General features: G+C 55.8%; 1 protein-coding gene. It reads left to right on the top strand.

Translation table 11 applies throughout. From position 1 onward, the window contains the following. Positions 1-97: 97 nt before the first annotated feature. The coding region (locus tag R0J88_RS19705) for a hypothetical protein (RefSeq protein WP_410900829.1) at positions 98-278 on the top strand (181 nt) is incomplete at its 3' end.

The following is a 278-nucleotide window of genomic DNA, read 5'->3' as shown; positions in this document are numbered from 1 at the left end:
GGGAGAACCAAGGGGAAATAAAGAGAGAACAAAGAGCGAACCAAGAGAGAGCAAAGAGAAAGAAAAAACCCAGGTATCGCGGAGAAATAGCAAAGGAATGGTGACGGAAACGCCCGGCATCGCGCGGGCAACGACAATGCTGAACCCTGACCACGATAACGACACCGCGAACGACACAAAGAACGACACCAGGAGCAAGGCATGGGGCCATACGCCCTGCCCTGCTCCCGATGACTCGCTCGGCGCCTTGTACGGCGTCTTGTACGACGCGTATCCAC

The organism is Pseudoalteromonas sp. SIMBA_162 (assembly GCF_046535955.1).
GTDB classification, from domain to species: Bacteria; Pseudomonadota; Gammaproteobacteria; order Enterobacterales; family Alteromonadaceae; genus Pseudoalteromonas; species Pseudoalteromonas marina.
This window is presented reverse-complemented; position numbering and strand designations above follow the sequence as displayed.